Source organism: Methylobacterium sp. ap11, assembly GCF_900110515.1.
GTDB classification, from domain to species: Bacteria; Pseudomonadota; Alphaproteobacteria; order Rhizobiales; family Beijerinckiaceae; genus Methylobacterium; species Methylobacterium ajmalii.
Genome location: NZ_FOEB01000005.1, coordinates 316,177 through 342,844, shown reverse-complemented (window position 1 = coordinate 342,844; position 26,668 = coordinate 316,177). Strand labels below are relative to the sequence as shown.

Below are 26,668 nucleotides of genomic sequence, written 5' to 3'. Positions count from 1 at the left end.
ACGCGCGATGGCGGACAAGGACGAGAAGAAGAAGGGCGGCGGCAAGGCCTGGATCGGCGCGCTCGCCCTCTGCACCCTGGTCGCCGTCGGCACCGGGGCGGGTCTGGGCATGTACCTGATGACGAGCGTCGAGAAGGCGGTCGACCAGAAGACCCGCGAGGCCCAGGAGCACGAGAAGGCCGCCAAGGTGCTGAACTACACCGGCGAGCTGACCCTGCGCAGCGTCGGCTCGGTGGTGACGAACCTCGCCGAGCCGGCCGATTCCTGGGTCCGCATCGAATCCTCGGTGGTGTTCAAGACCGGCAGCCTGCCGACCCCGGACATCACCCTCGCGGAGATCAAGGCCGACCTCGTCGCGTATCTCCGCACGCTCTCGACCGCCCAGATCGAGGGGGCGAACGGCCTGCAGCACCTGCGCGAGGATCTCAACGAGCGCGTGGCCCTGCGCACCAAGGGCGCCGTGCGCGAGCTCATCGTCGAGGCTTTGGTGGTCCAGTGAGGCATTCCGGCAAGGTCGCCCTCGCGGCGACGCTCTTCCTGCTCTCGGCCGGAGCCGCCCTGGCGCAGGGCACCGGCGGGGGAACCGCCGGCGTCACCGGCATCCCGGGCCTCGACGCGCTCCTGCCGCCGGGCAACGGCGCGGCGAGCGGGCGCATCCTCCAGATCGTCGCGCTCCTCACGGTGCTGTCGCTGGCGCCGGGGCTCCTCGTGATGGTGACGAGCTTCACGCGCTTTGCCGTCGCGTTCTCGTTCCTGCGGTCCGGCATCGGCCTGCAGAGCACGCCGGCCAACCTGTTCCTCGTCAGCCTGTCGCTGTTCATGACCTTCTACGTCATGGCGCCGACCTTCGACCGGGCCTGGAACGAGGGCGTGCGCCCGCTTCAGGAGAACCGGATCACCGAGGAGGAGGCCTTCACCCGCATCACCGATCCGTTCCGCGAGTTCATGTCGGCCCAGGTCCGGCCAAAGGACCTCCAGACCTTCCAGGACCTCGCCAGCCGCACCTTCCCGAAGCCCCAGGAGGGCGAGAAGATCGACCTGCGGATCCTGATCCCGGCCTTCATGATCTCGGAATTGCGCCGCGGCTTCGAGATCGGGTTCCTCATCGCCCTGCCCTTCCTCGTCATCGACATGATCGTCTCGACCATCGTGATGTCGATGGGTATGATGATGCTGCCGCCGACGGTGATCTCGCTGCCGTTCAAGGTGCTGTTTTTCATCCTGATCGACGGATGGAACCTGCTGGTGAGCGGATTGGTGCGATCGTTCTTCTGATCGAATGACGGTCGTTATCGTTTTCATATATTTAGACGATCGAAATAATGGTATGAAAGTCGTCAAAAATTGCTTTTTGATTGAATTATAGGGCGAATGGCTCGGGTAGGCCTGGGCCGTGGCTCGAAGCGGCAGCAAGAGAACACCGATGCGGTCCCGGTCGACTGAGCCGCCTGGTGGCGGTGTTCAGCGACAAAGGTTTCGTTGCTTCGAGCGCTCCCCTTCGCGCTGCCGACCTGGGCCCGGACAGCGGCCGCGTCTCGACCAATCGTGAAGCGATGGATGACACTGGCCCCGGACGGGCCTCCTACAGCCCCGGCCCCTTGGCAGCCCCGAGGATGCGCCCCGGCCCGTTATTCTCGGTTTGCAGCACCACGACGTACGAATCGGCGTCGGCGGCCGCCAGCGCGGTACGGGGCACCTCGTAATGGGCCGGCGCGCCGCGCCAGGCGCCGACATGGTGCATGCCCCGCACCACGTTGCGGTAGGTGACGGTGCGGCCGCGGTTCTCGCCCCGTCCGATCGCGACCTCGCGGGCGCGGGCGACGGGCAGCAGCCAGACCTCGGCGGTGCGGCCGGCCTCGCGGGCCGGCCCGACCTCGATCAGGATGCGGTCGGGAGCGGCCTCGCTGTGGATCGGCACCGGCAGGCTCGCGGCGGTGCCGGGCTCGCGGATGCTGCGTTCCAGCGCCGCCCGGTCGGAGCCGACCACCGTGGTGGCACCGTTGACCACCACCTGGGGCGTGAAGACCTGGCGGTCGCCGCGCATGCTCGCATAGGCGCGCTGGCGCGCGGTGAACGACGTGCTGGCCAGCGTGTCCTTCCAACCGAGATAGTCCCAATAGGTCACCGGCAGCGTCAGGGCGATCACGCCCGGATCACGGGCGAGCTCGGTCACCAGCCGGTCGGCCGGCGGGCAGGCCGAGCAGCCCTGGCTGGTGAACAGCTCGACCACCGCCCGGGGCGCCCCGTCCTGCCGGGCGATCTCCTGGTTGCGCGGGGCGACGTCCTGCGCGCGCGGCGCCGGGCCGGGAAGGCCGAGGCCGGCCGCGACGAGGCCGGCGAGCCAGCGGTGGGAGGGCGCACGCGTCATGTGCCATCAACACCCGGCGGGAGCGCGGAGAGAAGTCACGTTAGCTTGAGGCCTGGATCGAGGTCGAGGCCTGGATCGAGCTTGGGGCCTGGACCGCCGGCGCGCGGGCCGGCGCCTTGGGTAGCATCGACGGGCGCCAGCGCCGGTGCATCCACAGCCACTGCTCTGGATGCTCGCGCACCCATCCGGCGATGACGTCGCTCATCGCCTGCATGGCGCCCTGCACGTCGACGCCGCCGCCGGCGTCCCGCGGCAGGGCCAGCGCCGGGGTCAGCTCCAGGCGGAAGCGGTCGCCGGGCAGCCGGACCACCCGCACCCCGTGGACCGGGCAGTCGTAGTGCCGGGCGAGCTTGGCGAGCAGCGGGTTCACCAGCGCCGGCCGGCCGAGGAAATCCACCACCACCCCGCGGGTGAAGTGCTGGTCGACCAGCATGCCGAGATGGCCGCCGCGCTCGACCACGCCCTGCATCTTGAAGGCGGCGCCGGGGCCGGCCGCCGTCAGGCCGCCCATGGTGGCGCGGCGCACCTCCTGCACCAGCTGCGCGGCGGCCGGGCTGTTCGGCGGGCGAAACACCGCGCTCGCCTCCAGGCCGAAGCGGGCGGCGCAGATCGCCGGCAGCTCCCAGTTGCCGAGATGGGCCGAGAAGATCAGGCCCGGCTTGCCGTCGTCGCGCAGGGAGAAGAAGTGCTCGATGCCCTCGACCTCGATCCGCCCCGGCGTCGCGGCGGCGGGGTCGTAGTCGAAGATGTCGCCGAGATGGGCGTATTCGGCGCCGGTGCGGCCGAGGTTGTCCCAGGCCCCGAGCGCGATCGCGGCGATCGCGGCCTCGTCCTTCTCCGGGAAGGACTGGCGCAGGTTGTCGAGCGCCGTGCGGTGCGAGGGCAGGCGCGGGCCGATCGCCCGGGCGATCGCGGCGCCCGCCCCTGCCGCGCGGACCGGGCCGAGCAGGCGCGCCAGCGCGAACAGGGCGCGGACCACGAAGACCATCGGCAGGCCGGCGAGGCGGGACAGGGCGCGGTAGAGCCTCAGCTTCAGGCGCAGCACGACGGTCTCACGAAGCATTCCGGATACGAGAGGGCGGGACGGCGCAGGTTTTGCGAACCTCGCGCCTCGCCTCTTCTCCTGCCCGGCCGGTTTGCGCAAGAGCGCGACAATGCCCTGCGCGCCGTTCTTCGGCGGGCGTGGCCGTCAGAGCGTGACCAGGATCTTCCCGAACACCTTGCGCGACTCGAGCCGTTCCAGCCCCTGCGCGAAATCGCCGAGCGGCAGCACGGTGTCGATCACCGGGGTGATCCCGTCGGCCATCTTGTCGAGCGCGTCGCGGATGTTGGCGATGCGGCAGCCGAACGAGCCGGTGATGCGGTATTGCTGCTGGAAGAGCTGCATCAGGTTCATGGTGGTGGAGACGCCCGAGGTCGACCCGCAGGTGACGAGGCGCCCGCCGCGCTTGAGGCACAGCAGCGAGCCGTTCCAGGTCTCGGGGCCGACATGCTCGAACACCACGTCGACGCCCTTGCGCTTGGTGGCCTTGCGCACCTCGCCCTCGAAGCGCTCGGTGCGGTAGTTGACGACGTGGTCGGCGCCGAGCGCCCGCGCCTTCTCGCCCTTGGCGTCGTCGCCCACGGTGGTGAACACCGTGCAGCCGATCGCCTTCGCCATCTTGATCGCGGTCGTGCCGATGCCCGATCCCCCGGCATGGACCAAGATCGTCTCGCCGGGCTCGAGCTTGGCGTTGTCGAACAGCATGTGCTGCACGGTGCCGAAGGCGATCGGCGCGCAGGCCGCGTCGGTGAAGCTGACGGAATCGGGCACCCGCACGACGAGGCGCGCCGGCAGGTTGACGTATTCGCGGGCGAAGCCGTCGACGTGGAAGCCGAGCACGCCGCCGACCTCCTCGCACAGGTTGTCCCGGCCCTCGCGGCAGGCGCGGCACTTCCCGCAGGTGAGCGCGCCGTAGGGCGCGACCTTGTCGCCGACCTTTAGCCCCTCGACGCCCTCGCCGAGCGCCGCGATCTCGCCGGCGGCCTCGGCCCCGACGGTGAGCGGCAGCTTGCGCTTGGCGAAGGCCATGCCGCGAAAGCCCCAGACGTCGATGAAGTTGAGGCCGACGGCGCGGACCCGGATCTGCACCTCGCCGGGGCCGGGGGCGTCGAGGTCGGGAACCTCTGTCAGGCGCAGGTCGCGGTCGCCGAAGAGCTGGAGGGCTTTCATGGGGGTCTTTCGTCAGACGAGCGCGTGTCCCCTCCCCCTTGTGGGGAGGGGTCAGGGGTGGGGGTGGTGCAGGAGGCACCTGTGAGCTCTATCCGGCACCACCCCCACCTCCGGCTCCTCCCCACAGGGGGGAGGAGAGGCGCACTGCAATGTGAAAGGACAGGATCGTTGGAACGGGACTTAAACGGAGGGCGCCGCGTCGGCAACGCCGCCTCACTCCGGCGTCAGGTAGCGCCGCCGCGCCCAGCCCACGACGGGACCGAGCTTCACCCGGCACCAGGTCAGGCGGCTCGGGGTCTCGTTGGTGCAGCCGAAGCCGCGAAGCCGCCCGCGGGGCGGCGCCTGACCGATGGCCGGCGACTCGGCGTCCGGGGCCTCGCGGATGCTGAGCGTGTCGCCCGGGGGCAGCCCCTCGACCCGAAAGAACTCCAGGCGGCCGAAATCCTGCGCCTGGACCGGCGCGGGAACGAGGAGGAAGGCCGCCGCCACGGCGGCGCACGCGAGGGGGTACCGCATGAATCCGGTTCGTCAGGTGCGATGGATGCCCATCATCGCGGTGAGGCCGCCATCGACCGGCAGCACGGTGCCGGTGACGTAGCCCGCCGCGGGGCTCACCAGGAATGCGACCAGATCGGCCACCTCCGCCGGCGCGGCGAAGCGCCCGGACGGGATCTGCTTCTCCATGCCGGCGCGATGGGCGGCGTAGGGCGCCATCATGTCGGTGTCGATGAAACCCGGCGCCACGACGTTGACGGTGACGCCGCGGCGTGCCGATTCGATCGCGAGGGTCCGGCAATAGGCGATCAGGGCGCCCTTGCTCGCCGCGTAGGCCGCGTTGCCGGGATTGGCCCGGAGCGCCGCCACCGAGCCGATCGCCACGATGCGCCCGGCCTTCGCCCGGGTCATCGGCCGCACCAGCGCCTTGGCGAGGCGGGTCAGCGACCAGAAATTGACTTGCATCGCAGCCTCCGCCCGGTCCTGGTCGAGGACGGCGGCGAGGCTGTCGCAGGGCTGGCCGGCATTGTGGACGAGGCCGAAGATGCCCTCGCCCTCCATCACGCCGCAGAAGTCGTCGAGCGCCGCCTTGTCGGCGAGGTCGAGGGCGTGGGGCCGCAGGCGCTGCTCGGGATGGAGGGCGGCGAGTTCGAGCGCCAGCGCTTCCGCGGCGTCGCGCGAGCCGCGATAGGTGAAGTCGACATCGTGGCCGGAGGCCATCAGCGACCGCACGATCGCGGCGCCCAGGCCCCGCGCCCCCCCGGTGACGAGGACGCGCCGGTTGTGGATCGCGGTCATCGGACGGGCTCCGCCCCGAAGACGAGGCAGGTGTTCTGCCCGCCGAAGCCGAAGGAGTTCGACAGCACCGTCCGCACCGGCAGGTCGCGGGCGGCCGTCACCACGTCGAGCGGGATCGCCGGGTCGGGCACGGCGTAGTTCAGGGTCGGCGGCACCCGGCCATGCGCGATGGTCAGCAGCGAGAACGCCGCCTCGACCGCGCCGGCCGCGGTGAGCGTGTGGCCGATCATCGACTTGTTGGAGGAGATCGGCACGGTGCGCATGCGCTCGCCGAGCACCGCGAGGCAGCCCATCGCCTCCATCTTGTCGTTCTCCGGCGTGCCGGTGCCGTGGGCGTTCACGGTATCGATCTGGTCGGGATGCAGGCCGGCATCGTCGATGGCCGCACGGATCGCCGCGATGATTGGCGCGCCATCCGGACTCGAGCGGGTGCGGTGGAAGCCGTCGCCCTTTTCGCCGCAGCCGAGCACGTAGCCGAGGATCCTGGCGCCGCGGGCTCGCGCGCTCGCCGCGCTCTCCAGCACCAGAGCGGCGGCGCCCTCGCCCATCACGAAGCCGTCGCGGTTCTTGGCGAAGGGCTTGGAAGCGGCCTCCGGCGGGTCGTTCTGGGTCGAGAGGGCCGAGAGCAGCGAGAACCGGATCAGCGATTCTGGGTTCACCGAGCCGTCGGTGCCGATGCAGAGCGCCGCCTCGACCTCGCCGCGGCGGATCGCCTCGACGCCGAGCTGGATCGCCGTCGCGCCCGACGAGCAGGCGGTGGAGAGCGAGATCGGCGAGCCCTTCGTGCCGAAGCGGTCGGCGATGCTGTCGGCGACCGTGCCGAAGATGAACAGGTCGTGCCAGGCGTCGAAGCGCCGGCTCTCGGCCGCCCGCAGCAGGTCGGCATAGGTCACATCGCCGTTCGGGACCGCGGCCTCGGCGAGCGCCTGGCGCTGCGGCCACTCGATCTCGACCGGCGGCACCGCCATGAACAGCGCGCCGGGGAAGTCGCCGGACAGGCCCGCCTGCCCGATCGCCTCGGCGGCCGCGGCCTCGGCGAAGCGCTCGGAGAGCATCGGCGCCACCATCGGGTCGGCGGCGATGAAGTCGACCGTGCCGGCGATGCGGGTGCGCAGGCCCTCGGTCGGGAAGCGCGTGATGGCGTGGATGCCCGAGCGGCCGGCGGTGAGCGCGGCCCAGTTGTCGGCGACGCCCTGGCCGAGCGAGGTCACCACGCCGAGGCCGGTGACCGCCACCAGGGGGCGTCCCATCGCGTCGTGGTCGCGGCTCATCGGCTGTCCCCTGCGGTGGTGAGGCGCAGCACGCCCTCGCCCCGGCGATGGCCGACCGCCGTGACGGCGACCTCGCGCGCCTCGCCCGCCGCCACCAGGGCGGCCGCCAGCGCCGCGCCGAAGGGCGCGGCAGCCTCGAGCGTATGGCCGGTGAGGTCGCCGAGCGCCCGGACCGGCGCTTGCGGCGCCAGGGCCGTCAGCGCGTCCCGCTCCTCGCCCGTGATGCCGGCGCAGCCGGTCGCGGCCGAGATCACGGCGTCGGGCCGAGCAAGGCCGGCCCGGCCCCAGAGATCCGTCAGGCTGTCCGCGACGCTGCCGTCCCGGCGCTTCGTGCGGTCGCTCGCCACCGCGTCGAGCCGGGCGAGCGCCCGGGCGCCGCGGGCCGCGGCGTGGTCGGCGGCCTCGAGCACCAGGAAGGCGGCGCCGGAGCCGAGGATGAAGCCGGGGGCGGCGGTACGCTCGAAGACCGGCCGGTACTCGGGCTTGGAGAGGTAGCCGCCCATCTCGTGGATCAGCAGCACGTCGGCCCGCTCGGCGTTGTAGGAGCCGCCGACGAGGACGATGTCGAGCTGGCCGGCGGCGATGCGGGCCTGCGCGATCCGCAGGGCATCCACGCCGCTCGATTCCTCGCCCATGAAGGTGCGCGAGGCGCCCGTGACCCCGTGCACGATGGCGATGTTGCCGGCGAGCAGGTTCGAGAGCTGGGCGAGGAACAGCGTCGGCCGCAGGTCGTTCAGCAGGCGCTCGTTGAGGTAGGCGCCGGGATCCGCCGCCTGGCGCAGCCCGGTCAGGATCTGGCCGTCGACCGCGTAGTCGCGCTCGCCGCCGCCCGCCGCCACGACGAGGTGCATGGCGGCCTTCAAGCCCGCATCCGCCTTGGCGCCCGCCGCATCGAGGGCGAGGCCGGCGGCGTAGACGCCGAGGCGCTGCCACGGCTCCATCTGCCGCTGGTCGGACTTCTTCGGGATCTGGCCGTCGAGGGTGAAGGGCGCGACCGGGTGGACCGGGTACGGCGCGAAGGTCGCGGCGTCGTTGCGGGGCGCCGCCCCGGCCCGGTAGGCCGCGAGATGCGCGTCCACGCCCTCGCCCGCGCAGGAGACGAGCCCGAGGCCGGTGACGACCACGGGGCGGGTCGGGACCGCTGTCATGAATCCGCTCCGTCGGGCAGGCCGATCCGGGCGGTGCGCTCGCGCATCAGCGCGCCGAGCCCATCCGGGAACGGCATGGTCCGGAACCGCAATTCGGCGTTGCAGATCGGCTTGCCCTCGGCCCGGATCACCGCCTTGGTCACGGCATAGCCCGAGCCGTCGTGCTCCAGGCTCGCCTCGACCTCCAGCTCGGCCCCGGGGCCGACGAAGGTCCGGAAGCGCGCCTTGTCGACCCCCATCAGGAACGGCATGTGGCTGAACGACGCACGCGCAAGCAGCAGGTACCCGGAGGCCTGCGCCATCGTCTCGGTGAGCAGCACGCCGGGCACCAGCGGGTGGCCGGGGAAGTGCCCTTCGAAGACCGGGCTCTCCTGCGGCACCGTGGACCGGGCGACCAGGCGCCCGGCCTCGCGGTCGAGGCTGACGACCCGGTCGATCATGTCGAAATATTCGAGGCGCATCCCGGCGACCGCTTCAGAACCGGATCAGGCCTTGGCGGCCTTCTCGGCCACCAGGCCGTCGATGCGCTCGCACAGATTCTTGAGCACGAAGTACTGCTCGGCCGGAACCTTGCCCTCGTTGACCTCCTGGGTCCACTGCTCGAGGGGCAGCTTGATCCCGAAGGTCTTGTCGATCTCGAAGGCGATGTCGAGGAAGGCCAGGCTGTCGATGCCCAGGTCGTCGATGGCGTGGCTCTCCGGCGTGATCTTCTCGCGCGGGATGTCGGCGACGTCGGCGATGATGGTGGCGACGCGGTCGAAGGTGTCGGACATGGACGTGCAGCCGTCTTCCTGCTGAGATCTGGCTCGAACGGCGCGACCTCCGGGCACCGCCCGCACCCCGGCCACGAAACCGCCTACCCGAAACGGGTCCGCCGGGCAGCGCCCGGTCGAGGGGCCCGCATACACGAGGGGGGACGGGCCGGCAACCGCGCGGCGTTTCCGTGGGCGCGGCGTGCCCTAGGTCAGGTCGGATGACGCACCCGCCGCGCGGCGGAGGATGATTCCGGCATGGAACACGTGAAGCCCCCGACCACCCCCGGACCTGGACACCCCCCCGCCCCGCCGCCGCCTGCGACGGGGACATCCGCCTTTGCCCGCGCGGCGCTTGTGATCGCGCTCGGGGCGCTGGGTGTGTGGGTGCTGCATCCGTTCCTGCCGGCGCTGGTCTGGGCGGTGATCCTGGCGATCGCCCTGTGGCCGCTGCGCGAGCGGCTGGTGCGGATCAAGCCGCCGGGCAAGCACAACCTCCTGTGGCCGGCCGTCCTCACGCTCGCGGTCGCCCTGGTGATCCTGGTGCCGCTGATCGTGGTGGCGATCCAGGCGGCGCGCGAGGCGCACGACGCGGTCGCGTTCTGGCGCCAGATCGAGGAGCAGGGCTGGCCGGTGCCGGACTTCGTCTCGCACCTGCCGTTCGGCGCCGCTCAGGTCTCGGCCTGGTGGCAGGAGAACCTGAGCCACCCGCAGGGCTCGTCCGAGGTCCTGAAGCGCGTCGACCAGTCGATCAACCACTCGTCGCTGGTCGGGTTCGGGCGAACCTTCGGCAGCCAGATCGTCCACCGGGCGATGCTGTTCGGCTTCACCCTGCTGACCCTGTTCTTCCTGTTCCGCGACGGGCCGGGGCTCGCAGCCCAAGGCCTCTCGGCGGCCCGCCGCCTGTTCGGCCCGCGCGGCGAGCGGGTGGCGCGCCAGATGGCGGCCTCGGTCCACGGCACGGTCGACGGGCTGGTGCTGGTCGGCCTCGGCGAGGGCTTCCTGCTCGGCGTCGTCTACTACTTCGCCGGCGTGCCGCATCCGGTGCTGCTCGGCGCCTTCACGGCGCTCGCCGCGATGATCCCGTTCGGGGCGCCCGTCGCCTTCGGCCTCGCGGCCCTGCTCGCGGCCGCCCAGGGCGGCGTCACCGCGGCGATCGTAGTGGCGGTGGCAGGCCTCGTCGTCACCTTCGTGGCCGACCACTTCGTGCGCCCGGTGCTGATCGGCGGCGCCACCCGTCTGCCCTTCCTGTGGGTGCTGCTGGGCATCCTCGGCGGCGTCGAGAGCTTCGGCCTGCTCGGCCTGTTCCTCGGGCCCGCCGTGATGGCGGCTTTGGTACTGCTGTGGCGCGAATATACGGCGGGCGACGACCACGCCGTCGCCTGACCCACGAAAGGACCGCCGCCCCGATGAGAATCCTGTTCGCCGCATCCCTGCTCGTCGGCTTGTCCGCCGCCCCGGCGCCGGCGCAGTGGGACGACGAGCCCACCGGGCCCCGCCGCGGCACGGAGGACGGGGACTACGGTCGAGGCGACCGGGACGGCCCGCGCTTCCGCGCCGACGACGATGGGCGGGGCCTCGACCGGCGCGACCGCCGCGCCTTCGGCCGGGACGACCCGGACGAGATCATGCCCCGCCGCCGCGACTGGGACCGGGACGACGGCCGCGGCCGCGACCGGGACGACCGCGACCGCCGCGACGCCGAGGGCCGCTGGCGGGACGACCGGTCCCGGTCGGGCGGCCGTTACGATCCGTACGACCGCTATTACGGCCCCTCCTACGGCGCGCCCGCTGCTCCCGCAGCGCCCGGCGGGGTCTTCGTCGTGCCGCCGCCGATCCTCGGCGCACGCCGCTACTGATCCGGATCCGTGTCGAGAGGTTGCGTTGAACCAAGCCCCCACCCTTCGCGGCGTGCCCGCCCGCCGCCTCGCCGCCCTCGGCCTCGCGCTGCCGCGGGTCCCAGAACCGCGCGGCGCCTTCCTGCCGTTCTCGCGCATCGGCTCCACGCTGTGGCTCGCCGGTCAGATCTGCGAGTGGGAGGGCGAGGTGCGCTACACCGGGCCGGTGACCGACATCGCGACGGGCCGGGAGGCGGCGCGGATCTGCGCCCTGAACCTGCTGGCGTCCCTGAGCCTCGCCCTCGACGGCGATCTCGACCGGGTGGTGCGCTGCCACCGCCTCGGCGGCTTCGTTCAGGTGGAGCAGGGCTGGCCCGACGTGCCGAAGGCGGTCAACGGCGCCTCCGACCTGATGGCCGAGCTGTTCGGCGAGGCCGGGCGCCACGCCCGCACGGCGATCGGCGTCGCGAGCCTGCCGGCCAATGCCAGCGTCGAGGTCGACGGGATCTTCGAGGTGAGGTGAGAGCCTCAGTGCGCGTCGCGCGCGTCGCCGCCGGTGTGGTAGCCGGCGGCCTGCTCGACCAGGGTGAGGACATCGAGGGCGCGCCAGGGCTTCGGGATGAAGGTGGCCGACATCCGTAGGTCGCTCGGCTGGTCGCCGGCATCGCCCGAGGTGAGCAGGACGTGGACCCGCGGCCAGGTGACGCCGATGATGCGGGCGAGCTCGAACCCCCCGATCTGGCCCGGGGTCCGCACGTCCGAGAAGACGACGTTCACCTCGTCGCCCCGCTCGCGCAGGATCGCCAGGGCCTTCTCGGCCGTCTCGGCCTCGATGACCCGGAAGCCCGTCTCCTCCAGCAGCGTGGCCGCCAGGAAACGCTCCTCCGGCTCGTCCTCGACGACCAGGATCACGGGCTGTGTCTTCGCGGCGGCGCTGGACTCGGTCATGAGCAGGGAACGAGCTTGCGGCCCACTGGTTGCATAGCTCCCGGGACCCTGTGTTCATCCTTCCCGAGGTGTTGCGGCAATGCAAGGCTTGCCGCGACACCGACGGGGATTCGGACGGATTCTCAGGCGACGCCGTGCTGTCGGAACCATGCCAGCATCCGGCCCCAGCCGTCCTCCGCCGGGCCCTTGCGGTAGCTCGGGCGGTAATCGGCATGGAAGCCGTGCGGCGCGTCCGGAAAGACCACGATCTCGACGTCCTTGCCGGCGGCCTTCGCCGCCTCCCGCGCCTTGTCGACGTCGGCGACCGGGATGCCGGTGTCGGCAGCGCCGTAGAGGCCGAGGATCGGTGCGCGGATGTCCGCGATCACGTCGGCGGCGGTCTTCGGCTGGATCGCACTGCGGGTGCCGCCGAAATTGCCGTACCAGGCGACGCCGGCCTTCAGGTTGGCGCTGTGGGCGGCATAGAGCCACACGGTGCGCCCGCCGCGGCACCAGCCGGTGATGCCGATCTTGCCGGCGTCGCCCTTGGCGTCGGAGGCCGCCCAGGCGGCGGTGGCGTCGAGGTCACCCATCACCTGCGCGTCCGGCGTCTTCGACACCACCTCGCGGACGATCTCCTGCACGTCGGTCATCTTCGAGACGTCGCCCTGGCGGGCGAAGAGCTCGGGCGCCACCGCAGTGTAGCCGGCCTTGGCGAGCCGCCGGCAGATGTCCTTGATGTAGTCGTGGACCCCGAAGATCTCCTCGACCACCAGCACGATCGGGAACGGCCCGGCCCCCTCCGGCATCGCCCGGTAGGCCGGCATCGGCCCGTCGCCGACCGGGATCCGCACCTCCCCGGCGACGATGCCGGCCTCGTCGGTGCGGATGGCCTGCGCCTCGACCCGCGTGGTGGCCAGCGTCAGGCCGGTCATCAGGCTCGTCATCACGAAGCCGCGCCGGGAGAAGGGCGGGATCACCAGGCCGTCGAGCTGTTCGAGATCGGTCGATCCGTCCTGCCGCCCACCTTGCCGCGCCGCGTCGCTCGTTGCCATGCCGTGCCCTCCCGATCGGGGTTCGCCCCGCGGCGCGATCATGCGTGCCGATGCTTGCGTGGCAAGGGCGAACGGGCCCGGCACGGTCACGATTCGGTCAGGCCCACTCCGAACGGCGAAGGGCCGCCCCGGTGCGGGGCGGCCCTTCGCGCGTCCGGCGCGATCGACGCGCTGGCGATGCCGTAATAAGATCCTACGTGAAGATCCTACTTGGCGTTGGTCGAGCCCGTCGACTTCGGCTCGGCCGGCGCCGGATAGGCCGGGTTGCCGGCCGGGACGCCGCTGCTGTTCGCCGACGAGACGCCGTTGGCGCTGCCGGTCGGCGAGCCGGTGATCTGCTGGCGCGAGGCGTCCTGGCTCTGGCTGGCGTAGTCCTTCGGGGCGTTCGCGCCGTTCCAGCCGAGCAGCGCCACCATGGCGACGGCGAGCAGGGCCAGGCTGCCGATGAGCACGTAGAGGACGGGACGGCCCTTCGCGCCCTGGCGGGCCGCGGTCGGGGTCTCGACGGTGCGGTTGGGATCCATGGGGAACCTCGGGTTGAGGCTCGGCGGAGAAATTCGCCGAGCGGTGATCGTCATGACGGGCCAACGTCACCGATCGGCCGAGGTTCCTGTTCACCCGTGCGGCAGGGCGATCTACTGGCCCGTCACCAACATGATCTTGCCGAGATGGGCGCTCGATTCCATCAGGGCATGGGCCTCACGCGCCTGGTCCAGCGGGAAGGTCGCGTGGATCACCGGCCTGACCGTGCCGGATTCGAGCATCGGCCACACCTCCCGGCGCAGGCCGTCGGCGATCGCGGCCTTCTGGGCGACGGTGCGCGGGCGCAGGGTCGAGCCGGTCACGGTGAGGCGCCGGATCATGATCGGCGTCAGGTTCAGGTTCTCGACCTGGAAGCCCTGCAGGAACGCGATGATGACGAGCCGGCCCTCCAGCGCCAGCGACTTCACGTTGCGCTCGAGATAGGCCGCGCCGACCATGTCGAGGATCACGTCGACGCCCTTGCCGTCCGTCAGGCGCTTCACCTCGGCGGCGAAGTCGGCCTCGCGGTAGTTGATGGCGTGGTCGGCGCCGAGCGTCTCGCAGAAGGCGCATTTCTCGGCCGATCCGGCGGTGGCGAAGACCTCGGCACCGAACCGCTTGGCGAGCTGGATCGCCGTCGAGCCGATACCGCTCGACCCGCCGTGGACCAGGAAGCGCTCGCCCTTGTGCAGGCGGCCGCGCTCGAACACGTTGGTCCAGACGGTCCAGTAATTCTCCGGCAGGCCCGCCGCCTCGACGAGGGAGAGCGGGCCGGGCTTCGGCAGACAGAGCGCGGCCTCGGCCACGCAATACTCGGCGTAGCCGCCGCTGATCGTCAGGGCGCAGACCTCATGGCCCACGGCGAGGTCGGTCACGCCCTCCCCTAGTGCGACGATGCGCCCGGCGATCTCCAAGCCCGGCACGTCGGTCGCGCCGGGCGGCGGCGGGTACTTGCCAGCGCGCTGCTGGCAATCGGGCCGGTTCACGCCGGCGGCCACGACCTCGACCAGCACCTGGTTCGGGCCGGGCCGGGGCACCGGCACGGTCTCGATCCCGATCACCTCCGGACCGCCGGCCCCGTTGAAGCGGACCTGGCGCATGGTGGCGGGGATCGAGGGCATGGGCGGCTCCGAGCGACGGGATCGTGAGCCCTTACCTGCCGCGCGGGCCGGGAGCCGGCAAGGGGCAGACGGCAAGGGGCAGGCGGCTCAGCGCGTGCCGTACATCCGGTCGCCGGCATCGCCGAGGCCCGGCAGGATGTAGCCGTGCTCGTTGAGGTGGCTGTCGATCGAGGCGGTCCAGACCGGCACGTCGGGATGCGAGCCCTGGAACTTGGCCAGCCCCTCCGGGGCGGCGAGCAGGCAGACGAAGCGCAGGTCGCGGGCACCGCGCTCCTTCAGCCGGTCGACCGCGGCGACCGCCGAGTTCGCCGTCGCCAGCATCGGGTCGAGGACCAGCACGGTGCGGTCGCCGAGGTCGGACGGGGCCTTGAAGTAGTACTCCACCGCCTCCAGCGAATCCGGGTCGCGGTAGAGCCCGACATGGGCGACGCGGGCCGACGGCAGCAGCGACAGCATCCCGTCGAGGAAGCCGACGCCCGCGCGCAGGATCGGCGCCAGGACGAGCTTCTTGCCGGCGATCTGGGCGCCCTGCATCGTCATCATCGGGGTCTCGATCTCGACCGGCTCCAGCGGCAGGTCGCGGGTGACCTCGTAGGCGAGCAGCATCCCGACTTCGTTCAGGAGTTGGCGGAAGCCCTTGGTCGAGCGCGCCTTGTCCCGCATCAGGGTCAGCTTGTGCTGCACCAGCGGGTGATCGACCACCGTGACCGGCGCCACACCCGTCTCCCCGCGCGCACTCGCACCCTGCATCGTCGTCTCCCCGCTCACGTTCGCGCTCTCGAATGGTGTCAGAATACGGTGCCGTCGCTGGCGATCGAGAGCGGCGGCGCGCCCTCCGGCCGCAGGGACTTCGCCAGGCGCCGGCCGGTGGCCCAGGTGCCTCCCTCCAGCACCTTGGCGAGCGGCAGGTCGGCCGGATCCTCGATCTCCAGCCGCTCGCGCACCAGCGGCGCCAGCCGGTCGAGGAGCGCCACGGTGAGCGCCCGCCACTCGACGACGAGGCGCGAGTCGACCGGGTGGGCCTGTGCGGCCTCCTCGGGCCGGCGCAGGGCCAGCACGCCGGTATCGAGGAAGAGGCCGCCGTTGCGGTACTCGGGCAGGCCGGTCAGGGCGTCGAGGCCGGTGACGGTGAGGCCCGCCTCCTCCAGCGGCTCCAAGAGGGAGTAGGCGAGCCACTGCGACAGCTTGTGGAACGGCACCAGCCCCTCGGTCGGCCCCGTCCCGCCGGCGAGCGGGTGGCGCCAGGTGTCGCCGAGATCGACGCCGTCGAGGACGATGCGGCCGGGCCAGATCGGGCCGAGATGGGTCAGCAGCACCTCCAGCACCGCCTCGGCCGGGACCTCGCCGTCGCGGGAGCGGGCCTTGATCCGGTCGAACAGGAAGCCGGGCCGGGCGTCGGGCCCGAACCCTTCCGGGTCCGCCGCCGCGACCTGGCCGAGGCGATTGAGCAGAGCGGTGCGGCCCGGCAGGCCGACGAGGGGGTTGGTCGGGCCGGCCTGGAAGCCCTCGGCGAGTTCGGCCTCGGTCAGGCTGGCGAGCGCCCGCGCATCGGCCCGGAACGGGTCCTCGGGGGAAGAGGAAAACAGGCCCGACACGAACATGTCGAAGCTCGCCACCGCCAGGCCTTCCGAGCGGGCGTAGGTCTCGCCGGTGCGGCCCTCCTCGTAGCGCCAGGTCGGGCCGGCGCCGGCATCGAGCAGCACGCTCACCACCACGAGGTCGAAGGCGGCGCGGGCCTGCTCGGCCGGGTCGTCGAAGGGGGCGGCGTGGACCAGCGAGCCCCAGCGCTCGAACCCGCCGACCGAGAAGTGGCGCCAGCGGGCGTGATACGGGATCGCGAGGTCGGGATAGGCCTCGCGTATGGTCTCGACCACCGCGTCGGCGCACGCACCCAGGCGCTCGAGGTCGACCACGAAGTGATCCAGCCGCCCGTCGAGCCCGGCCTGGAGCAGGGTCTCGGCGCGGGCGCGCACCGCCCGGGCCGAGAGCAGGCTGCGGGCGGTCGTAAACTCAGGCACGGGCATCTCCAGGGGCAGTTCGGTCGGGCGCGGTCGTCGGGCGGGGTCTCTTCGCGCTGTCAGAACCGCTCGAGGTCGCGGCCCTTCACGGTGTCGAGGGCTTCCGTGACGCCGTCCGGCGCGTAATAGCCCGCCGCCTTCTTGGCTTCCATCTCGACCGAGGCGTCCGGCGGGATCAGGTCGGCGGGGATCGGCACCCGCTCGCCGACCTCGATGCCCGAGCCCGTGATGGCGTCGTACTTCATGTTCGACATCGACATCAGCCGGTCGATGCGGCGGATGCCGAGCCAGTGCAGCACGTCGGGCATCAGCTGCTGGAAGCGGGCGTCCTGCACGCCGGCGACGCATTCCGTGCGCTCGAAGTAGGTGGCGGCGGAATCGCCCCCCTCCTGGCGCTTGCGGGCGTTGTAGACCAGGAACTTGGTCACCTCGCCGAGCGCCCGGCCCTCCTTGCGGTTGTAGACGATGACGCCGGTGCCCCCGGTCTGCGCCTCGCGCACGCATTCCTCGATGCCGTGGGTCAGGTAGGGCCGGCAGGTGCAGATGTCGGAGCCGAACACGTCCGAGCCGTTGCACTCGTCGTGGACCCGGCAGGCGATGCGCCGGCGCGGGTCGGACAGGCCCTCGACCTCGCCGATGACGTAGACGGTGCAGCCGCCGATCGGCGGCAGGAAGACCTGGAGGTCGGGGCGCGTCACGAGTTCAGGGAACATGCCGCCGGTCTGCTCGAACAGCGTGCGGCGCAACGCCGTCTCGCTGGTGCCGAAGCGGGCGGCGACGCCCGGCAGGTACCAGACCGGATCGACCGCGATCTTGGTGACCGAGATGTCGCCGGAGGCATGCAGCACCGTGCCGTCGGCGGCGAGCCGGTGGGCGCCCATCGCCGCCAGGATCTCGGGCAGGTTCAGCCGCGCCTTGGTGACCGCGATGGTCGGGCGGATGTCGGTGCCGGTGCCGATCGCGTCGCGAAAGACCTCGCCGGCCATGTGGCCCCAGGGGTCGAGGGAGACGATCTTCTCGGGGTCGGCCCATTGCGGATGCGGGCCGATGCCGACCACCGGGTGGGTGTTGGTGAGATCCGGCCGAGCCAGGGGGTTCAGCGCCCGGCCGGCGATGGCGAGCGCCCGGTAGAGCGAGTAGGCGCCGCCATTGGCCCCGATCACGTTGCGGTCGGCCGGGTTGGTGACGGTGCCGATGATCGGCCCCCGCTCGCGCGGGTCGGCGGCGCCCCAGCGGATCGGCCAGCGGGCGGCGCCCGGCTCCGGGTGCGAGGTGAGCCGGATATGCGACGAGCGGTTGGAACTGGTCATGCGGACGCGCCGTCCTTCAACGGAGAAGGCTCCCCGCGGGGGCCGCGAGGAGCCTGTCGAGTGCTTGACCGGACCGAGGGTGGCCCAGCCGATTCGGCGCGTCAAGCTCAAGCCTGAGGCGCCGTTTCGCCCAAGGAAGCGGCAGAACCGCCCCGTCGGGACCACCCTCCTCCGGTGATCAGAAGTTCGAGCCGGCGCGGCGGCGGGCCATGAAGGCGTCGAACTGCTCGCGGTCGCGGGCGCGCTTCAGCTCGTCCACGAACTCGGTGAAGGCGCGGCTCTCCTCCTCGAGGCGGCGGCGCTCCTCTTCGAGGCGCTCGATCTCCTTGCGGCGATACTCCTCGAAGGCCCAGTTGCCGCTGTCGTGGCGGGCGGCACCGAAGCCCGGGAACCCCGAGAAGCCGTTCCGGACGGAGCGCTCGGCGAAGGACTTCATCTCGTTCAAGGCCGGGTATCCCATGAGCTTCCACACCACGTAGGCCGCGGCCAACGGCCACGCATAGATGAAACCGATCACGATCGCGCCGATCTCGAGGGAGCGGCGCGGGAACGGGCCGTTGCGGCAGGCGCGGCCGCTCGACCAGGGGGCAGAGGAATACGACACGTCACGATCTCCCGCGGGATGTAAATGTGAACGACATTTACATGCGGGGTCGGCCGGGCGGTTTCAAGGAGGGCGCAGTGCCAAAATCGCACCGCCTTCCGAAAGGCGGGGTACGGCCGCGTCGGCTTTTGCCCCAGCCGGCAAATCATCATACTCGCTTATACAGATTAGAAATTATTCTCCAATAATTCAGCAACAAATCGAGTTTTTGCAACAACAACCGAGCACGACGAAAATTATGACAAGATTATGAACATGCGCTGAGCGTGACCATTTCTTAAGCGTACGCCTCGGACGGGGAGCCGGAGGGTCGGCGGCCCGGGGGATCTCGCCATGCTCTTCAGACACAGCGTCTCGCTCGTCGCGCTCGCCGCGGCCGCGCTCTCGACCGAGGGCGCCCGCGCCCAGACCGCCACCATCGCGCCGACCAGCGCCAACGTGCTGAACCTGCTCGGCCCCTTCCTGAGCCTGAACGCCACGGCGACCGGCCGGACGGCCCTGCAGGCGAACCTCGACCGGGCGGTCGGCTACAACAACGGGGCGAGCCTGCGCCAGCAGCAGCTCGCGATCAGCGACAAGAACCTGCTCGGCTCGGCGACGAACAACCTCGCGTCGGTGGGCCTCGGCCTCTACGGCGCCGGCGCCAACCTGGCCGGCGGCCTGCCGGCACAGACCGTCATCAACGGCCTCACGCCGCAGCAGCCGGTCGGCGGCCTCGGCCCGGTGCTCGGCCCGATCTACGTCGCCGGCAGCGCCGCAGGCACGAGCGGCCCCCTCGGCAGCGTGGTCAACCTGCTGGCGCGCGCCTACGGCTTCACCGGCAACGACCTCGGCGTCGCCAAGAACTACTTCGCCAACGGCGCGGCCAGCAACCCGAGCACCACGCCCGCGGGCTACGTGCCGGTCCCGGCCGCGGCGCCGGCGGGCTACACCATCCCGACCTTCAACGGCCTGCCCAACACCCGCGACAGCGTCTACGACCTCGCCTACGGCGTGACCAGCACGCAACCGGGCCAGGACGTCTACGGCTCGTCGCGGCCGATCCAGGTCGCGCCGGGCCGCTACACGATCTTCGATCCGACGGCGCTGAACGGCATCGCCACCAACCCGTCCTTCCCGAGCGGCCACACCACCTACGCCTTCACCGACGGCATCCTGCTGGCGATGACCACGCCGCAGGCCTACCGGTCCATGCTGCTGCGGGCCTCCGAATACGGCGAGAGCCGCATCGTGCTCGGGGTGCACTACCCGCTCGACATCATCGGCGGCCGTGCGCTGGCGACCTACGACCTGGCGCAGGCCTTCACCAACCCGCTCTACATCAACAACGCGGCGACCACCGGTACCGCCATCGACCTGCCGAGCCTCTACAACCAGGCCGCCGGGCAGATGCAGGGCTACCTGTCGGCCCAGTGCGGCGCCTCGGTGGCGGCCTGCGCGGGGGTTGCCGCCAACAACCCCTACCTGCCCTCGGCGGCGAACCAGGCCCTCTACCAGCAGCGCCAGAGCTTCGGCCTGCCGACCCTGACCTTCGCAGAAGGACCGCGCGAGGCGGCGCCCGCGGGCGGGCCCGACGCCTCGATCCTGCTCGCCCCGATCTACGGCGGCAGTTCGGCGGCGGCCCAGCGGATCGCCCCGACCGGCGGCCTCGCCGGCAGCCTCGCCACCGACACGATCAACCAGATCGTCGTCAACACCGAGTCGAACGCGATCGCGGCGCTCTACGGCACGCCGCTGAGCTACTGGAGCCGCGTCGATCTCTACGCCGCCGCCGGCTACTTCGGGAACGTGATCGGCAGCCTGCGGATGGCGGCGTCCGACCGGCTGACCACCGACGTCACCGTGGGCCAGACCGGCGCGCTCTTCGCCAACGGCACCGTGACCGGCCAGGTCACGGTCGGCGCGGGCGGCCTGCTCGGCGGCACCGGCACGGTCGGCGGGGTGGTGGCGCAATCCGGCGCCACGATCGCCCCGGGCAACTCCCTCGGCACCCTCACGGTCGCCGGCAGCGCCAGCTTCGCACCCGGCTCGACCTTCCAGGTCGAGACCGATGCGAGCGGACAGTCCGACCGCCTCGCCGCCACCGGCACCGCCACGATCCAGGGTGGCACCGTCCAGGTGCTGGCGCAGAACGGCGCCTACGCCCCCCGCACCGGCTACACCATCCTGTCGGCCGCGGGCGGCGTCTCCGGCACCTTCGCGGGCGTCTCCTCCAACCTCGCCTTCCTCACCCCGACCCTGCGCTACCAGCCGGCCGAGGTCGATCTCACGCTGACCCGCAACGACGTCGCCTTCGCCACCATCGCCCGGACCCGCAACCAGGCCGCCGTCGCCACCGCCATCCAGGGGGCCGGTGCGGGCGCGGGCCTCTACGACCGCACGGTCGGGCTCACCACCCCGGAGGCCGTTGCCGCCTTCCAGGCGCTCACCGGCGACATCCACGCCAGTTCCGTCTCGGCCTCCTACGAGACCGCGTTCTTCGTGCGCGAGGCGATCCTCGACCGGTTGCGCCGGTCGGGCGAGGCGACCCGCGACTACGGGAACCTCCCCGCCACCTACACCGCCGACCTGCCCGGGCGCGCCGCCCCGGTGCCGGTGCGGGTCCTCGATCCCCGGGTGTTCGGCCTGTGGGGCCAGGGCTTCGGCAGCTTCGGCCAAGCGCGCAGCGACGGCAACGCGGTGACGCTCAACCGCGACACCGCCGGTTTCGTGCTCGGCGCCGATCTGCGGCTCGAGAGCGGCATCCGGCTCGGCGTGGCCGGCGGCTACACCCGCACCAACCTCGACGCGCCCGGCCAGACGGCGAGCGGGTCGATCGAGAGCGGGTTCGGCGGCGTCTACGGCGGGTACGAGGCCGGCCCGTTCGCTCTGCGGCTCGGCGCGGTCTACGCCGACAACAGCCTGCGCCTGCGCCGCTCGGTGATCGTCCCCGGCATCTCCGTGACCGAGAGCGCCCGCTACGGCGGCTCGACCGTGCAGGGCTTCGGCGAGATCGGCTACCGGATCGCGCTCGGCGTCGGCCTGCCCGGCCAATCCGCGCCTCTCCCCTACATCGAGCCGTTCGTGGGCGGGGCCTATGTCGGCATCGACCGCGACCGGTTCGCCGAGACCGGGGGCGTCGCGGCGCTGACCGGCGCCTCGCGTCTTGCCGAGATCCCGACCCTGACGGCGGGCGTGCGCGGGCAGACCGAGGTGGATCCGGGCTTCGGCGCCCCGGTGTCGCTGCACGGGCTGGTGGGCTATCGCCGCGCGTTCGGCGACGTGATCCCGACGGCGTTGCTGGCCTTCGGGACCGGCCCGAGCTTCGTGACGGCGGGGATCCCGATCACCCGGGACGCGCTGGTGGCCTCGGCGGGGGTGGACCTGCGGGTCTCGGCGGCGGCGACGCTCGGCGTGTCGTATACGGGCCAGGTCGGATCGCGGGCGGAGGATCACGCGGTGAAGGGTAGCTTCACCTACCGGTTCTGAGCCCGAGGACGAACCCGGTGACGGGCGCGGCGCGAGCCGCGCCCTTCCCCATCATGGGGCCGGCGGTGTCATCCCCTTCGCGGCCAGGACCGGTGCGGCGCCAGGGCCGGCGAGATCGCGCAGGAGCGTCGACGCGGCCTCGGCCTGCGCGGCTCCCGCCGGGACCATCCCCGCGTAGATCGTGAAGGCCTGCACCTCCGCGGGGATCGGGCCGACGAGGCGGGCGCCCTCGACGGCGAGCAGCTCGCTCGTCTGCTGCAGGGCCATGTCCGCCTCGCCGGTGACGAGGCGCGCAGCGGCGAGGCCGCCGCGCACCAGGACGAGCTTGGCCTTCATCGCCTCCCCGATGCCGAGGCGCTCGAACAGCCCCGCGAGGTAGATGCCGCTCGAGCCGCCCGAGGCCGGATCGACCATCGCGACCGCGCGGGCCGCGAGCAGCGCCTCGCGAAAGCCCGCCACCGTTCCGATCTCGGGCACGGGCGCGCCGGCGCGCACCGCCACCCCGATCCCGACCCGGGCCAGCGGTACCGGCGGCGCTCCGGACAGGCGCCCGTCGCGGATCAGCGCGTCGAACCCGTTCGGCGTCAGCACCACGAGGTCGGCCCGGGCGCCGTCGCGGATCGCCTGGGCCACCGCCCCGGCGGTCTCGTTGCGGATCACGACGTGGTGGCCGGTGCGCCGTTCGAAGCCGGGGACCAAAGCCGCCGCGACCGGCTTGTAGGCGCCCGTGGTGAGAAGCGTGATCTCGGCCGCCCGGGCCGGCGTGGCAAGCACCGCGAGGGCGAGGCACCCCGCCCCGCTCGCGCGTCGCCGGATTCGGGTCAGGGTGGTGGTGCGGCGCATACGCGGAGGCTCCCGGCGGACGAGCCGCGTCTCCGGCCCCTGCCCCTTCGGTAGCCGACCGCCCTCCCCGTCAGCGAGCGAAATCCGAGAAGCCGCCGCTGACCGCGCCCGATTCCGCCAGCGCCGCCCGGCTCTCCGGCGCCGTGAGCGCGGCCAGTTCCGCCGCGTAGGCATAGCCCGGTGCCTCGCCCGGGAAGCCGCCCGCGGTGGCGGGGTGCAGGTAGAGTTCGGTCAGCCCGTCCGGCAGGTGGCGCAGCAGGCCTTCGACCCGGGCGGGCGTCATCGCGCCCGACCAGGCGAGGCCGAGCACGCCGTCCGGCACGAGGAGGCCGGCGCGCCGGGCCCGGAACCGGAGCAGCGCCGCCCAGGGCGCGGTGTCGAGGGCGAGGCCGGGCTTCGCCCCCGGTTCGGCCCGGCGCAGGGTCTCGCGCGATTCCCGCGGCACCCGGATCGCCCGCATGCCATAGTCGCGCCCGATCCGCAGCACCATCCCGGCGATGATCGGGTGGATGTGGAAGTGCTTGTGCGCGTTGACGTGGTCGAGCGGCAGCCCGGTCGCGCGAAACGCCTCGAACTGCGCCCGGATCTCGGCGGCGAGCTGGCGACGCGCACGCGGATGGCGGGCGAGGTCGAGCCCGAGCGTCGCCTGGTCGGCCCGCATCAGCCCGGCGCCGTCGGTGAGGTCCGGGAGCTCGGAGGCCGGCAGGGTCGGCCAGGCCTCGACCATCACGAGGTGGAGGCCGACCCGCAGGGACGGCAGGGCGCGCGCTCGGGCCACCGCGTCGGCGGCGGCGGGCGCCGACACCATCAGGCTGGCAGTCGTGAGGATGCCGTCGCGATGCGCCCGTTCGACCGCCTCGTTGACCTGGGGCGAGAGGCCGAAATCGTCCGAGGTGACGACGAGGCGCTTGGCGGATGTGGGCGTGCTCATGCTCGGTCTCGTGACGTGAAAGAGCCTCCCCGTCCGGCCGGACGGGGAGGCTCGCACCCGCTCCAGGCGGGACGCCTAGAGCACTTCACGATCGCGCTGCGATCGCGAAGCCCTCTAAGTATTTGTTTTGCCACATTTTCTTCGACAAACCGGCATCCACTTCGCCGGAAAATGCTCTAGTCTCCAGGACGCTTACGCCGCCTTCTTGGCCACGCCCTGGCGCTCGCGCAGGAAGTGCCAGAACTCGACACCCTCGCGCAGGCGGCGCTTCATCATGTCGGGCGAGCGCACCATCTCGCTGACGATCGAGGCGATCTTCGGGGCGCGGAAGTAGAACTTCTTGTAGAACGCCTCGACCGAGTTGAAGATTTCGGTGTGCGACAGGTGCGGGTAGTGCAGCGGCGCGATCTGCACGCCGTTCTCGTCGACGAGCTCGGCATTGTCCTTGTCGAGCCAGCCGTTCTCCACCGCCTGCTTGTACAGGAAGGTGCCCGGATAGGGCGCGGCGAGCGAGACCTGGATGGTGTGCGGGTTGATTCGCTTGGCGAAGGCGATCGTCTCCTGGATCGTCTCGCGTGTCTCGCCCGGCAGGCCGAGGATGAAGGTGCCGTGGATGGCGATGCCGAGTTCGTGGCAATCCTGGGTGAACCGCTCGGCGACCTCGACCCGCATGCCCTTCTTGATGTTGTTGAGGATCTGCTGGTTGCCCGACTCGTAGCCGACGAGCAGCAGGCGCAGGCCGTTGGCCTTGAGCACCTCGAGGGTCTTGCGCGGGACGTTGGCCTTGGCGTTGCACGACCAGGTCACGCCGAGCTTGCCGAGCTCGCGGGCGATCTCTTCCGCGCGCGGCAGGTTGTCGGTGAAGGTGTCGTCGTCGAAGAAGAACTCCTTGGTCTGGGGGAACTCCTTCAGGCAGTACTTGATCTCCTCGATCACGTGCGCGACCGAGCGGGTGCGGTAGGTGTGGCCGCCGACCGTCTGCGGCCACAGGCAGAACGTGCAGCGCGACTTGCAGCCCCGGCCCGAATAGAACGAGATGTAGGGGTGCTTCAGGTACCCGATGAAGTACTTCTCCATCTCCAGGTCGCGCTTGTAGACCGAGGTCACGAACGGCAGCTGGTCCATGTCGGTCATGATCTCGCGGTCCTCGTTATGGACCACGACGCCGTCGGCGTTGCGGTACGAGAGACCCTTGATCTCCGCCATCGGCACGCCGTCGGCGACTTCCTTGACGGTGAAGTCGAACTCGTTGCGGGCGCAGAAGTCGACCGCCGGGGCCTGGGCCATCGAGCCGGCGGCGTCGACCGCGACCTTGGCGCCGATCAGGCCGGCGATCAGCTTCGGGTTCTTGGCCTTCAGCGCCTCAATGGTCTTCACGTCGGACTTGAACGACGGGACCGAGGTGTGCAGCACCACGAGGTCGAAGTCGTTGGCCTGGGCCACGATCTCCGGCAGCTTGATGTCGTGCGGGGGGGCGTCGATCAGCTTGGAGTTCGGCACCAGGGCGGCCGGCTGGGCGAGCCAGGTCGGGTACCAGAACGACTTGATCTCGCGCTTGGCCTGGTAGCGCGAGCCGGCGCCGCCGTCGAAGCCGTCGAAGGTGGGGGCCTGGAGGAAGAGGGTCCGCATCATCGGGAGTGTCGTCTTCTTGATCGGGGCCGCTTGCGGCCGGTGGGGCCGCGTCGCGGCCGGTGAGGCCGCCGGGCGGCCCGATGAGGTGTGTTTAAGTCGAGGGAGCGCCGGACTCGCGGGCGAGGCCGGTTTCCGGGATCAGCGTACCGTCCGCAACGACCCGATAATCATGACCTTTCCAAGTCACGGCGCCGGAGGCGAAGCACCAGACGAAGCCGGCGAAGGACAGGAGGTCGCGGATCGGCAAGAGCCAGTACGGGTGCGGCTCGAGGCCGAAGGCCCGCTCGACCCGCATGCACAGCACGATCCGGCAGGCGAGCGCCAGCGCGGCGGTGGCGAGCGTGTAGGCCCCGGCATCCGGCAGGAGCGCAGCGATCAGCGCCAGCGGGAAGGCGTGGGTGACGAGGGTGCCGGCATAGCCGGCCGGATCGACGTTGCGGATGGTGCGGTTCCACCGCGTCTCGTGGCGCCATAGGCCGGAAAGCGAGGTGTCAACGCAGGTGTGCCCGATGGTGAAGTTCGGGATCGCCACGATCCCGCCCTCGGCCCGCAAAGCCGCCCCGAGCGCGTAGTCGTCGGCGAGATCGTCGCGGATCGCCTCGAAGCCGCCGATGCGGTCAAGGCACGCGGTGCGGAACGCGATGGTCGAGCCGAAGCACGGATCGGCGAGCTTGAGCCCGGTGCCCATCAGGACGTTGGGCAGGAACTGGGTGTCGATGGCGAGCGTCGAGAGATGCGCCCAGACGCCGCGATTGGCCGGTACGCCGTGATACAGGCAGGTGACGCCGGAGACGCCGGGCCGCGCCAGCTCGGCGACGATCCGCTCCAGGTAGTCGGGCGCCACCACCATGTCGCTGTCGGCCAGCACCACGATCTCGTGGGCGATCAGCCCCGCCATGTTGATGAGGTTCGAGACCTTGCGGTTCGCTCCGTGCTGGCGGGCATCGACCACGAGGTCGATGCGCAGGGTCGGGTGCTCGGCCTGGAGCCGGTGCACCACGGCGATCGCCGGGTCGGTCGCGTTCTGCACTCCGAAGATCACCTGCACGGCGCCGGCATAGGCCTGGGTGCAGAAGGTCGTCAGGTTCTGGTGCAGGTTCGGCTCGTCGCCGCAGAGCGGCTTGAGCAGGGTCACGGTGGGGCGGGCCGCGTCGGCGGGCAGGCGCGGCACCGGCCGCCGGGCGAGCCGTCCGGCGAGCCACGCGGTGGTCAGGCCGTAGCCGCACCCGGCGAGCGCCAGGACGAGCAGGAGTGTGGAGATCCAGGTCCAGTCCATGGCGATCCCTGGGAGGAGTTGGCGGCGCTGGGTGCGCGGCGGGTAGTATTGTTGAGGATGCTTGTCCGAGGGTTGACGG

Annotated in this window: 27 protein-coding genes; 6 read left to right on the top strand and 21 right to left on the bottom strand. The window is 71.5% G+C overall.

The window, feature by feature from the left end; all coding sequences use genetic code 11:
• Positions 1 to 7: 7 nt before the first annotated feature.
• Complete coding sequence (locus tag BMX97_RS10055) at positions 8 to 499, top strand: flagellar basal body-associated FliL family protein (protein WP_091748805.1); 492 nt, start codon at positions 8 to 10, stop codon at positions 497 to 499.
• Entirely contained in the window at positions 496 to 1,275 is a 780-nt protein-coding gene (gene fliP, locus BMX97_RS10050; protein ID WP_177202174.1) for a flagellar type III secretion system pore protein FliP, read from the top strand. Before BMX97_RS10055 ends, fliP begins: the two co-directional genes overlap by 4 nt.
• Before the next feature lie 307 nt (positions 1,276 to 1,582).
• On the opposite strand, the gene BMX97_RS10045 is transcribed toward fliP, so the two are convergent.
• The 9 genes from BMX97_RS10045 to BMX97_RS10005 all read right to left on the bottom strand — a co-directional run bounded on the left by BMX97_RS10045 (position 1,583) and on the right by BMX97_RS10005 (position 9,065).
• Positions 1,583 to 2,368 carry a DUF1223 domain-containing protein gene (locus BMX97_RS10045; RefSeq protein ID WP_091748800.1) on the bottom strand — a complete coding sequence of 262 codons (786 nt, stop codon included), beginning with the start codon at positions 2,366 to 2,368 and terminating at the stop codon, positions 1,583 to 1,585.
• A gap of 40 nt (positions 2,369 to 2,408) precedes the next feature.
• Positions 2,409 to 3,413, bottom strand: coding sequence for a lipid A biosynthesis lauroyl acyltransferase (locus tag BMX97_RS10040; RefSeq protein ID WP_091748792.1), 1,005 nt, complete (start codon positions 3,411 to 3,413; stop codon positions 2,409 to 2,411).
• Positions 3,414 to 3,557: 144 nt separating this feature from the next.
• Positions 3,558 to 4,580 carry a zinc-binding dehydrogenase gene (locus tag BMX97_RS10035; RefSeq protein WP_091748789.1) on the bottom strand — a complete coding sequence of 341 codons (1,023 nt, stop codon included), beginning with the start codon at positions 4,578 to 4,580 and terminating at the stop codon, positions 3,558 to 3,560.
• 213 nt (positions 4,581 to 4,793) lie between these two features.
• Positions 4,794 to 5,096: an SH3 domain-containing protein gene (locus tag BMX97_RS10030; protein ID WP_143074599.1), complete on the bottom strand. Its 303-nt coding sequence runs from the start codon at positions 5,094 to 5,096 to the stop codon at positions 4,794 to 4,796.
• A gap of 12 nt (positions 5,097 to 5,108) precedes the next feature.
• Positions 5,109 to 5,873 (bottom strand): SDR family oxidoreductase, encoded by a 765-nt coding sequence (locus tag BMX97_RS10025; protein ID WP_091748786.1) that lies wholly within the window; start codon positions 5,871 to 5,873, stop codon positions 5,109 to 5,111.
• Complete coding sequence (locus BMX97_RS10020; protein WP_091748783.1) at positions 5,870 to 7,144, bottom strand: beta-ketoacyl-ACP synthase; 1,275 nt, start codon at positions 7,142 to 7,144, stop codon at positions 5,870 to 5,872. The genes BMX97_RS10025 and BMX97_RS10020 overlap by 4 nt, the downstream gene beginning before the upstream one ends.
• Positions 7,141 to 8,292: a beta-ketoacyl-ACP synthase gene (locus BMX97_RS10015; RefSeq protein ID WP_091748780.1), complete on the bottom strand. Its 1,152-nt coding sequence runs from the start codon at positions 8,290 to 8,292 to the stop codon at positions 7,141 to 7,143. Before BMX97_RS10015 ends, BMX97_RS10020 begins: the two co-directional genes overlap by 4 nt.
• Complete coding sequence (locus BMX97_RS10010; RefSeq protein ID WP_091748777.1) at positions 8,289 to 8,753, bottom strand: 3-hydroxyacyl-ACP dehydratase FabZ family protein; 465 nt, start codon at positions 8,751 to 8,753, stop codon at positions 8,289 to 8,291. Before BMX97_RS10010 ends, BMX97_RS10015 begins: the two co-directional genes overlap by 4 nt.
• 24 nt (positions 8,754 to 8,777) lie before the next feature.
• Positions 8,778 to 9,065 (bottom strand): acyl carrier protein, encoded by a 288-nt coding sequence (locus tag BMX97_RS10005; RefSeq protein WP_060847504.1) that lies wholly within the window; start codon positions 9,063 to 9,065, stop codon positions 8,778 to 8,780.
• A gap of 336 nt (positions 9,066 to 9,401) precedes the next feature.
• Here BMX97_RS10005 and BMX97_RS10000 point away from each other — a divergent pair, with 336 nt between their 5' ends.
• Genes BMX97_RS10000 through BMX97_RS33600 form a run of 3 tightly spaced genes read left to right on the top strand, consistent with a single transcriptional unit; the run spans position 9,402 to position 11,405 of the window.
• On the top strand, positions 9,402 to 10,430 hold the full coding sequence (locus BMX97_RS10000; RefSeq protein WP_244538368.1) for an AI-2E family transporter: 1,029 nt from the start codon (positions 9,402 to 9,404) through the stop codon (positions 10,428 to 10,430).
• Positions 10,431 to 10,453: 23 nt separating this feature from the next.
• The gene (locus tag BMX97_RS33605; protein WP_091748771.1) at positions 10,454 to 10,903 is read left to right on the top strand and encodes a hypothetical protein; all 450 of its coding nucleotides are present in this window, start codon (positions 10,454 to 10,456) and stop codon (positions 10,901 to 10,903) included.
• 25 nt (positions 10,904 to 10,928) lie between these two features.
• A complete protein-coding gene (locus tag BMX97_RS33600) occupies positions 10,929 to 11,405 on the top strand; it encodes a RidA family protein (RefSeq protein ID WP_244538364.1) in 477 nt (158 codons plus the stop codon).
• A gap of 5 nt (positions 11,406 to 11,410) precedes the next feature.
• On the opposite strand, the gene BMX97_RS09985 is transcribed toward BMX97_RS33600, so the two are convergent.
• The 8 genes from BMX97_RS09985 to BMX97_RS09950 all read right to left on the bottom strand — a co-directional run bounded on the left by BMX97_RS09985 (position 11,411) and on the right by BMX97_RS09950 (position 18,439).
• Positions 11,411 to 11,830 carry a response regulator gene (locus tag BMX97_RS09985; RefSeq protein WP_060847500.1) on the bottom strand — a complete coding sequence of 140 codons (420 nt, stop codon included), beginning with the start codon at positions 11,828 to 11,830 and terminating at the stop codon, positions 11,411 to 11,413.
• A gap of 122 nt (positions 11,831 to 11,952) precedes the next feature.
• Positions 11,953 to 12,864: a dienelactone hydrolase family protein gene (locus BMX97_RS09980; RefSeq protein WP_143074598.1), complete on the bottom strand. Its 912-nt coding sequence runs from the start codon at positions 12,862 to 12,864 to the stop codon at positions 11,953 to 11,955.
• Positions 12,865 to 13,070: 206 nt separating this feature from the next.
• A complete protein-coding gene (locus BMX97_RS09975) occupies positions 13,071 to 13,388 on the bottom strand; it encodes a hypothetical protein (RefSeq protein WP_091748768.1) in 318 nt (105 codons plus the stop codon).
• A 111-nt stretch (positions 13,389 to 13,499) separates the two neighbouring features.
• Positions 13,500 to 14,507, bottom strand: a complete 1,008-nt coding sequence (locus tag BMX97_RS09970) for an NAD(P)H-quinone oxidoreductase (RefSeq protein WP_091748764.1) — start codon at positions 14,505 to 14,507, stop codon at positions 13,500 to 13,502.
• A gap of 87 nt (positions 14,508 to 14,594) precedes the next feature.
• Positions 14,595 to 15,257, bottom strand: coding sequence for a uracil phosphoribosyltransferase (gene upp / locus BMX97_RS09965; protein WP_091748761.1), 663 nt, complete (start codon positions 15,255 to 15,257; stop codon positions 14,595 to 14,597).
• A gap of 38 nt (positions 15,258 to 15,295) precedes the next feature.
• Complete coding sequence (locus tag BMX97_RS09960) at positions 15,296 to 16,525, bottom strand: URC4/urg3 family protein (RefSeq protein WP_244538363.1); 1,230 nt, start codon at positions 16,523 to 16,525, stop codon at positions 15,296 to 15,298.
• Positions 16,526 to 16,584: 59 nt separating this feature from the next.
• On the bottom strand, positions 16,585 to 17,835 hold the full coding sequence (locus BMX97_RS09955) for a GTP cyclohydrolase II (RefSeq protein WP_091748755.1): 1,251 nt from the start codon (positions 17,833 to 17,835) through the stop codon (positions 16,585 to 16,587).
• Positions 17,836 to 18,013: 178 nt separating this feature from the next.
• Complete coding sequence (locus tag BMX97_RS09950; RefSeq protein ID WP_091748752.1) at positions 18,014 to 18,439, bottom strand: DUF2852 domain-containing protein; 426 nt, start codon at positions 18,437 to 18,439, stop codon at positions 18,014 to 18,016.
• Positions 18,440 to 18,772: 333 nt separating this feature from the next.
• On the opposite strand from BMX97_RS09950, the gene BMX97_RS09945 reads away from it, so the two are divergent.
• On the top strand, positions 18,773 to 21,907 hold the full coding sequence (locus BMX97_RS09945) for an autotransporter family protein (RefSeq protein WP_091748749.1): 3,135 nt from the start codon (positions 18,773 to 18,775) through the stop codon (positions 21,905 to 21,907).
• A gap of 51 nt (positions 21,908 to 21,958) precedes the next feature.
• Here BMX97_RS09945 and BMX97_RS09940 read toward each other — a convergent pair whose 3' ends face one another.
• The 4 genes from BMX97_RS09940 to hpnI all read right to left on the bottom strand — a co-directional run bounded on the left by BMX97_RS09940 (position 21,959) and on the right by hpnI (position 26,589).
• A complete protein-coding gene (locus BMX97_RS09940) occupies positions 21,959 to 22,750 on the bottom strand; it encodes a molybdate ABC transporter substrate-binding protein (protein ID WP_177202172.1) in 792 nt (263 codons plus the stop codon).
• Positions 22,751 to 22,820: 70 nt separating this feature from the next.
• Positions 22,821 to 23,681: a hopanoid biosynthesis-associated protein HpnK gene (gene hpnK / locus BMX97_RS09935; RefSeq protein WP_091748743.1), complete on the bottom strand. Its 861-nt coding sequence runs from the start codon at positions 23,679 to 23,681 to the stop codon at positions 22,821 to 22,823.
• Between the two features lie 192 nt (positions 23,682 to 23,873).
• Complete coding sequence (gene hpnJ / locus BMX97_RS09930; protein ID WP_091749026.1) at positions 23,874 to 25,310, bottom strand: hopanoid biosynthesis associated radical SAM protein HpnJ; 1,437 nt, start codon at positions 25,308 to 25,310, stop codon at positions 23,874 to 23,876.
• 94 nt (positions 25,311 to 25,404) lie between these two features.
• Positions 25,405 to 26,589 (bottom strand): bacteriohopanetetrol glucosamine biosynthesis glycosyltransferase HpnI, encoded by a 1,185-nt coding sequence (hpnI, locus tag BMX97_RS09925; protein ID WP_091748740.1) that lies wholly within the window; start codon positions 26,587 to 26,589, stop codon positions 25,405 to 25,407.
• Positions 26,590 to 26,668: the final 79 nt, after the last annotated feature.